Below are 7,733 nucleotides of genomic sequence, written 5' to 3' on the forward strand. Positions count from 1 at the left end.
GAATGCCTTTATAAATCCTAGCGATTTGGCTTATTTCGAGGAGGCAGCCTTGAACTCGTCTTTGAGTGCAGCTTTAAATTCAAGCCCTTCTTTGAATTCAGCTTTAAATTCAAGCCCTGAGTTGAATTTAAATTCAAAAGAGGCCTTGAATTCAAACTCTGCTTTGAATTCCACTTTAAATTCAGCTTCAAGCTTGAATTTAAATTCAAAAGACAGTTTAAATTCAAAAGAGGCTTTGAGTGCAAAGGGGGTAAGTAGCGAGGCTTTGGCAAGCTCTGAGTTGAGTTTAAATTCAAGCAAAGAGGGGCAAGCAGGACAAGAAAGGGTGGCAAATGGGGCAAATGGGGTAAACACAGCAGTACAAGAAAGTGGAGCAAACACAGCAGATCAAACAAGCACAGCAAATCAAGAAGACTCAAAACAGCTTTACTGCATATCCTCCTTTTTAAGAGTGGCAAGCCCCATAGCAAGCTTTAATTCTGGGCTTTATCACACACCAAGGGTGGCTGATGAGGTGATAGTATCTTATTTGGATGAGGACATAGATAAGCCTTATGTTAGTGCGAATTTATACAACTTGCTTAATAAAAGCCTAGTGCCCTTGCCACAAAATGACCATCAAACCTCACTTTCATCAAAGACAGTTGGACAAAATGAGGAAGGCTACAATGAGCTTAGTTTAAAAAACGAAAAGGACAAAGAGGAGGTGTATTTAAGGGCTCAAAGGGATTATTCTGAGCTTATACAAAATGATTTTACTCAAAAGATTGCTAATAATAAAAACTCTTTTGTTGAGGGAAGCTATGTGGAGAGCATTCAAAAGACTCATACTCAAAACATAGCCCTTGCTAAGATGGTAAATGTAGGAGGAGAGTATCTTGCTAATGTAGCCTTAAGCAAGGATACTCAAATAGGGCTTAGTAATACCCTAAACATAGGAGCTAGCAATAAATTAAGAGTAGCAAAGGATAGTAGCGAGCTTGTGGGAGGCAATAAGAGCGTTGAGGTGAGAGGACAACATAGTCAAACAAGCAAGGGCGGCTTTGATCTTATAGGAGAAAGCAATGTAAATATACATAGCAAGCATAATCTTAATCTTAGTTGCGAGGGTGAGCTTTCCCTAGCTACTTCTAATCTTTTAAATATTTCCACCAAAGAAGCCTTAGGCATCATAGCAAATAAATCCTTGGTTTTAAGTGCAAGGAGTATCTTGCAAGAAGCAAGGAAAAACTATCTTTTAAGGGTTAATGATGAGCTAAGTTTGCAAAGTAATAAGCAAGTAAGTATTTCTTTGAGTGATAAAACCGTGATAGAGGCAAGTGAGGAGGAGCTTGTGCTAAAAATTGGCGAAAAATCCATAAGCATTACGGATGAGGCTATAGTGCTTAGGGGTAAAATACAAATTGTTAAATAAGGACATTTAGCTAGCTCTTAGCCAATAATGCTTATTTTGCAAGCTTAGATCTAGCATAAGAGAACTTGTAAAAAAGGCTTGTAAATAAGCAAGATGGTCTAAGTATTAGATGAGTATGTAAAAACACTGGGTTAAATTCGCAAGGCTAAGACGATCAACTTAGTCAAAATACTAGGATAGATAGCGATGGTGCTGTGAATTTTTAAGGCGATTGATACTTTTAGCTAAAATTACATAGGATTTTCCTAAGCCATTTTAACAAAATTTTATACAAATTTTCATTCTTAAGCTTGATCTTAGATCTAAATTCACTCTCAGTGCGTGAAAAATTCTTCTGCCTTGAAATTTATCTAAGTTAGCCTTTGCAAACTTCTGCTTACATTTGCAAGTGTGTAACACGAAGCAAAAAATTCACAATTTAATTGACATAATTTCATTTGTTTGTAAATTAGTTTTTAGAATGTTTTACACGGTATTATGTCTTTGCTCTATACTGTGCAGTTGCGAGTGAAGCAAAAAAAATAGTTCTCATTAACTTCAAGCTCAACGCTCATTTTCTAAAAAAACCTTGCTTGTTTTATAAAAAACTTCGTTTTGCTGATTTTTCACACTCTTTGGCTATCAAAAGCCTTATTTACTACACTATTTTATTCACACAAGCACGAGTTATTTTGCAAATTTCAGCGATTTTTTTCGCCTCTAAATCGAGGCTTCTTGCAAAGTTGCAAGACGAGTAGAACGAAGCACAACAATACTTCGTAATTCCATAAATTTCTTTTGAGACAATTCGAGAATGAATCATCTACTTGTTTTTCATCTAACTCTTTATGCTTTAAAATAACCTTATATCAAATTAAAGTATCTTGAGTCCTTATTTTTATCTAACTATATTTTAAAATGATCTTGTATCAAATGAAGATATTGAGCCAAAAGATTTCTTGCTTTGTAAAAAAGCTTAGGCTTTGAGTTTATATCCTTTCTTTATAAAATTTCATTGTGTCCTCAAGGCTTTTATAGCCACAGTGTTTGCAAGTAATTTCGTAAGAAATCATTCTCTTTCCTACCATATGACCCTTGCCCTGAGCTTTGCTAAGATAGCTTTGACTTACAGTTTTACTACTAAGCTTTTTTTTACGCAAACAAAAAGTCTCTTTACATCTAGGACACCTGCTTCCTTCTTTATAAACTGAAAAAATACCAAAAACTAAGAACGGATACATTAATATGCTTAGGGTTAAAATGATGGTTAAGTTTGTATCGCTTTGAAATTTAAGATCAAATAAATAATATATTATGGAAACAGATACAAGCCATACAGTTGTGCCAATAATGAGTGAGAATATTATAGAAAACAAAATGCTTTTTATGACAGTCTTTGCCATTATTTTGTATCCTTATAATTATAATCTTGCTTTGCTTGTTATAGCATTGCTTGAATTTTAGTAATTACTATGTAAAATACATTATTTTAAAGAGTTTTTTTCAAAAAATGCTAATTTAAACCTAAGCTTGTTATTTTACAAAGAAACTTCCTTTGTCAAAGAAGATCTGCTTTTGGCTTTCAAAAGAAGGTATCTTTAAGTTGTAAGTGTAAAGAAAAGCTCTTTATAAGCTAGGCTTTGAGATATTTTACTGCAACTCAATTTGCTTGATCAAAACACTAAATATAACAAATATTCTTCTTAACCTTCAACACCAAAAAAGAGCCTCAAAAATTTTTAAAAAGCAAAAAAGCATAAAGTTATACTAAGCTAAAAATTTTTTTTAATTTTTCTATTTTAATGTTTCTATAAAAGAAGTTGATTATATAAAATTCATCTTAGATGATACTTAAAGCTTATATGTCGTGTTTAATGAAGCTTTACCTAGATCCTTGATAGAATTTCAGCCCTACCTCCAACCACAGCCAAGCAATGCTCATAATGAGCTGTATTTAGCCCATCAGCACTTGCAGCATTCCAACGGTCGCTATTTATATGCACAGGCTTGCCGTCCTTTTGACAGATCATAGGCTCTACGCAAAAAACCATTCCGTTTTTGATCTTAGGACCGTCCTTTATGCCTTGTCCTGGTTCAAGATAGTTTGGAATTTCAGGCTCACTGTGAGGTTTTCTTCCTATGCCGTGTCCGCAGTAATGAAGCAGTGGCACAAAGCCTCTGTTGGCTATAAACTCACCAAGCCTAAATGAAAGCTCCTTAAAACGCATACCCTCTCTTATGAGATCAACCCCATAATCAAGCGCGTCCTTAGCACAAGCTATCAAGGCTTTATCCTGATCTGAGATCCTGCCTATGGGAATGGTCCTTGCAGCATCTCCATAATATCCATCCTTTATCGTTCCTATGTCAAGTCCTAGTATGTCTCCTTCTTTTATCTTGGTTTCATCTGGTATGCCATGTATGCAAACAGCATTTAAGCTCGTGCAAATTGCTCCCTCAAAGCCATAAAGTCCCTTAAAGGCTGGCTTTGCTTCTTTTGAGAGTATGAACTCTTCTGCTAAGTCGCTTATTTCTTTAAGGCTCATTCCTACTTGAATTTCACCCTCTAAAAAGTCAAGGGTTTGAGCTACTATGCGGTTTGCCTCTCGTAATTTGGCTATTTCATCTGGTCTTTTTAATTCTATCATTGGCTTCTTTCTTTTGGTTTTTTGTGCTTTTGTTTGCGTTTATAGCATTTAGAAAACTTACCATTTTATTGCAAAATTATTTAATTTGATATTATATCCAAATTCTATGTCCTTTAAGCTGTGTAGTTTTTTACTTTTTAAAATGCTTTTTTTAATTTTAAATTCACAGTTTGCGTGAATTTTTTTATTTAAACTTAGATCTTTACAAAATTTTTAAGCAGCACTTCCCCTGCTTCTCCGCTTCTTTCAGGGTGAAACTGCACCCCATAAAAGTTTTCGTAATTTAAAGCTGCCGCAAAGGGCTGTGAATACTCACATTTTGCAAGGCTAAATTCGTTTAAAGCCACGCAAAAGCTATGCACGAAATAAAAATAAGCCCCATTTAGCCCTGCAAAAAGGGCATTTTCACGCGTAATTTCTATGTCGTTCCAGCCCATATGCGGCAAGGTAAAGCCCACTTTTGCCTTGAATTCGCACACACGAAAGGGCATAATGCCAAGGGTTTTTTGATTTAGCTCGTTTGAAAACTCGCCCAAAAGCTGCATACCAAGGCAAATGCCAAGCAAGGGCTTTTTTGTCGTCCTTATAAACTCGCACAAATTCAGCTCTTGCAAACTTTTCATAGCCCTTTTAGCTGTGCCAACGCCTGGCAAAAAGAGCTTATCTGCTTTTTCAAGCTCTTTTAAATCACACGACACCACGCTTTGAAAGCCAAGTCTGTCAAGGGCAAATTTCAAGGACGCCAAATTCGCACACTTTGTGTCGATAATAGTTAGCCTCATAATGTGCCTTTTGAGTTAAATTTTTTGACGGTTTTAAGATAAATTCTTTCATTGAATTTAGCTTGATTTTGTTCTTTTGCTTTGAGTGAAGTTGTGATTTTTGAAGCATTAAAACTAAATTTTATTTCTTTATAAGAAATATTTTTGTCATTGATAAACTCTATGTAACCGTCTTTGAGTTTTATTTTGGCTTTTTTGCCCTTTTTATAGCCCTCATCAAGCCCTATAAGCCGGGCAAATTCACGCTCTTGCTCGTGTCCTTTTTGCTTGACAAACACCGCCACCTCGCTACTCATCGCCCTCATTTCAATCCTTAATGATTAAAAGCTCGTGGCTTTGCTTTATGTTGTCGCCTCGTTCAATGCGGTTTTTGCCAATCCTAGTTTCGCCTTGTCCCATCGTGTATTGCCACTTTGGCTCTAAAATTTTAAAGTCCTTATACGCCTTTCTCACCCACTCGCAGTCGTTATAGCTTAACACAAATTTGCCCTTATGTGCGTGTAGCAAGTCGCGCAAAAGCTCGTGTTTAAAGCCCTTGTGGTGGATAGGGAAATTTCGCATAGGATAAATGCCTTTGAACATTTTGCTATCGCCTATAAGATAGTAAGGCGGGTCGCAGTAAAAAAAGTCGTTTGGATAGCTTTGAAATGCGTGTTCAAAGCTAGCACACTCGACATTTAAATTTCGCACTTGTGTGCCAAAAGTTCGCAATTTTTCAAGCATATTTTTATACCGCGACTTATCCTCATAAATTTTACTCATCCATCCCAAAAAGCCGGGACCATAGCTTAAATTAAAGTTAAAATAATAATCCCGTGCTAGCGTGAGAGCGTCAAGCTTTGCTTCGTTTTTATAGTGTTTTTTTAGCTCTTCTTTAATGAGCGCATAAGTTTCTTTGTTTGGTTCTAACTCGTAAAGTGCCTTATAAAGGCTTTGCGAATTTGCAAGCAAAACCTGCCAAAAATTCACCAAAATGTCAAAAATGTCAAAGGCTTTTACTTCTAAATTTAGCTCTAAGGCACAAGATATTTCAACGCTACCCCCACCTATAAAGGGACTTATAATGCGCGAAATGTCATTTGGAAAATGCGAGATGATAAGCCCTACTGCAAGGGACTTACCCCCACCATAACGAAGTGGGCTTTTGGTGTAACGTTTATAGGCAAGATTTTTGCCCTTTAAAGAGTTTAAAAATAACGCCCTTTTGTTAAGCATTGAGATATTGGGTGCGATAATTTCTTCTTGCAAAGCTATCACAGTAATAACTCCCTTTTCACAAGGCACCCTTTGAGCTTGCAAGTGTGTCATCTTCTATGCGAATCGCCATTTTTAAGGCTCTTGCAAAGGCTTTAAAGAGGGCTTCAACCTTGTGATGCTCGTTTTTGCCACGCACTTTTAGATGCAAGCTCGCTTTCATTGCGGTCGCAAGCGAGTAGAAAAAATGCTCGATTAGCTCCGTGCTTAAATCTCCGATTTTTTGCCTCTTAAATTTTGCCTTGAAAACGAGAGTGGGGCGGTTGCAAAAGTCTATAACGCACTGTCCTAAACTCTCATCCATAGGCACAGTAAAACCATATCTTGCGATGCCGATTTTATCGCCAAGTGCCTTTCGCAAGGCTTCGCCCAAGGCCAAAGCCGTGTCTTCCACGCTGTGATGCTCATCAACCTCTAAATCCCCTTCACAGTGAATTTTCAAGGCTATGCCTGAGTGAGTAGCGATTTGTTCTAACATATGATCAAAAAAGCCTATGCCCGTGTGAATGACGCTTTTTCCGCCATTTAGCCCCACAAATACTTGAATTTTCGTCTCTTTTGTGTTTCTTTCCACGCTAGCAGAGCGAAAATTCGCCAAGATAGAAGCACAAATTTTATCCCAAGGATTTTTTTCACCCTCATACAAGATGCCACGAACGCCCAAATTTTCGGCAAGTTGCAAGTCCGTTTGCCTGTCGCCGATGACAAAACTTTGATTTTTATCGTAAATTTCGTGCCTTATGTAGTCTTTAAGCATTGCAGTTTTTGGCTTTCTACACTCGCAGCCGTCCTTTTCAAAATGCGGACAAATGAAGATATCTTTAAATTCAATGCCACAGCTTTTTAAAATATCAAGCATTTTATTTTGCGCCCTTTCAAAGTCATCTTGCGGAAAACTTGCCGTGCCAAGCCCATCTTGATTGCTCACAAGCACAAAGTTAAAGCCAAATTTTTTTAGCGTTAGCAAGGCAGGAATCGCCCCCTTTTCAAAACGCAATTTTTCAAGGCTATCTACTTGCAAGCTCGGACGCGGCTCACTTATAAGCGTGCCATCTCTGTCGATAAAAAGGAATTTTTTGCTCATTTTTGTCCTTAAAAGTTAATATATATGAAAAATGCACTCTTGCAAAATATCAAAATAAGCTTATATTTTATCTTAATTTTTCTTTATCTTGCTTAAACTTTCTTCTTAACAAGCACATAAAGCTCTTCGTTTATGTGTAAGGCTCTGCTAGATAGATTTCTCGAGCCGCGAAAGGCATTGTAGCGTTGTTCTTTCACAAAAACCTTGCCAAGCTTTGTTAGTTTTTGCTCGAATTTTTCTCGTTTTACAAAGCCCTCGCAGTTGTAGGATAGCAAGATGATTTTTGCCCTTGTAGCTTTAATAAGCTCAAAAAGTGCATTTTCAGCCTTATGTGCCTTGTTGAAATCGCTTCTATTCCAAGCCTTTGGTATGCCTGACACCCTTGAAATGTCTTGTGGGACGGTGTAATTTGCAATTAAATTCAGCATAAAATAGTTTGAGCCGTAGGGGTGTTGATTGTAAGGTGGATCAAGATAAGCTATATCCACTGTTTCAAGCTCTTTTGCTAGCTCATTTGCCTCCTTTTGCACCACTTCGTAATCACAAAAAAAGTTTGAAAAAACAGGCATTTG

8 protein-coding genes are annotated in these 7,733 nt (G+C 37.0%); 1 reads left to right on the forward strand and 7 read right to left on the reverse strand.

Features of this window, described 5'->3' with window-relative positions; all coding sequences use genetic code 11:
* Positions 1–325 precede the first annotated feature (325 nt).
* Positions 326–1,414 (forward strand): bacteriophage T4 gp5 trimerisation domain-containing protein, encoded by a 1,089-nt coding sequence (locus tag DMC01_RS13805; protein ID WP_427846130.1) that lies wholly within the window; start codon positions 326–328, stop codon positions 1,412–1,414.
* Positions 1,415–2,382: 968 nt separating this feature from the next.
* Here the strand turns inward: DMC01_RS13805 and DMC01_RS11275 are convergent.
* The 7 genes from DMC01_RS11275 to DMC01_RS11305 form a co-directional block, all read right to left on the reverse strand.
* The gene (locus DMC01_RS11275) at positions 2,383–2,796 is read right to left on the reverse strand and encodes a hypothetical protein (RefSeq protein ID WP_142694309.1); all 414 of its coding nucleotides are present in this window, start codon (positions 2,794–2,796) and stop codon (positions 2,383–2,385) included.
* Positions 2,797–3,279: 483 nt separating this feature from the next.
* A complete protein-coding gene (gene map, locus DMC01_RS11280; protein ID WP_142694310.1) occupies positions 3,280–4,041 on the reverse strand; it encodes a type I methionyl aminopeptidase in 762 nt (253 codons plus the stop codon).
* A gap of 194 nt (positions 4,042–4,235) precedes the next feature.
* Positions 4,236–4,823 carry an imidazole glycerol phosphate synthase subunit HisH gene (gene hisH, locus DMC01_RS11285; protein ID WP_142694311.1) on the reverse strand — a complete coding sequence of 196 codons (588 nt, stop codon included), beginning with the start codon at positions 4,821–4,823 and terminating at the stop codon, positions 4,236–4,238.
* A complete protein-coding gene (locus DMC01_RS11290) occupies positions 4,820–5,128 on the reverse strand; it encodes a hypothetical protein (RefSeq protein WP_142694312.1) in 309 nt (102 codons plus the stop codon). The genes hisH and DMC01_RS11290 overlap by 4 nt, the downstream gene beginning before the upstream one ends.
* Before the next feature lies 1 nt (position 5,129).
* Positions 5,130–6,038 carry a DNA adenine methylase gene (locus DMC01_RS11295; RefSeq protein WP_142694314.1) on the reverse strand — a complete coding sequence of 303 codons (909 nt, stop codon included), beginning with the start codon at positions 6,036–6,038 and terminating at the stop codon, positions 5,130–5,132.
* A gap of 58 nt (positions 6,039–6,096) precedes the next feature.
* Positions 6,097–7,161, reverse strand: a complete 1,065-nt coding sequence (gene hisB, locus DMC01_RS11300) for a bifunctional histidinol-phosphatase/imidazoleglycerol-phosphate dehydratase HisB (RefSeq protein WP_142694313.1) — start codon at positions 7,159–7,161, stop codon at positions 6,097–6,099.
* Between the two features lie 92 nt (positions 7,162–7,253).
* Positions 7,254–7,733 (reverse strand): DNA adenine methylase (locus tag DMC01_RS11305; RefSeq protein ID WP_185908899.1); only part of this gene is annotated, 480 nt, incomplete at its 5' end.

Origin of the sequence: Campylobacter troglodytis (assembly GCF_006864425.1) — a bacterium.
GTDB lineage: Bacteria > Campylobacterota > Campylobacteria > Campylobacterales > Campylobacteraceae > Campylobacter_D > Campylobacter_D troglodytis.

Excerpts from the sequence above, each read along its gene's own strand:
- map (WP_142694310.1), bottom strand. The coding sequence starts at position 4,041 with ATGATAGAATTAAAAAGACCAGATGAAATAGCCAAATTACGAGAGGCA.
- hisB (WP_142694313.1), bottom strand. The coding sequence starts at position 7,161 with ATGAGCAAAAAATTCCTTTTTATCGACAGAGATGGCACGCTTATAAGT.
- DMC01_RS11295 (WP_142694314.1), bottom strand. The coding sequence starts at position 6,038 with ATGCTTAACAAAAGGGCGTTATTTTTAAACTCTTTAAAGGGCAAAAAT.
- DMC01_RS11275 (WP_142694309.1), bottom strand. The coding sequence starts at position 2,796 with ATGGCAAAGACTGTCATAAAAAGCATTTTGTTTTCTATAATATTCTCA.
- DMC01_RS11290 (WP_142694312.1), bottom strand. The coding sequence starts at position 5,128 with ATGAGGGCGATGAGTAGCGAGGTGGCGGTGTTTGTCAAGCAAAAAGGA.
- hisH (WP_142694311.1), bottom strand. The coding sequence starts at position 4,823 with ATGAGGCTAACTATTATCGACACAAAGTGTGCGAATTTGGCGTCCTTG.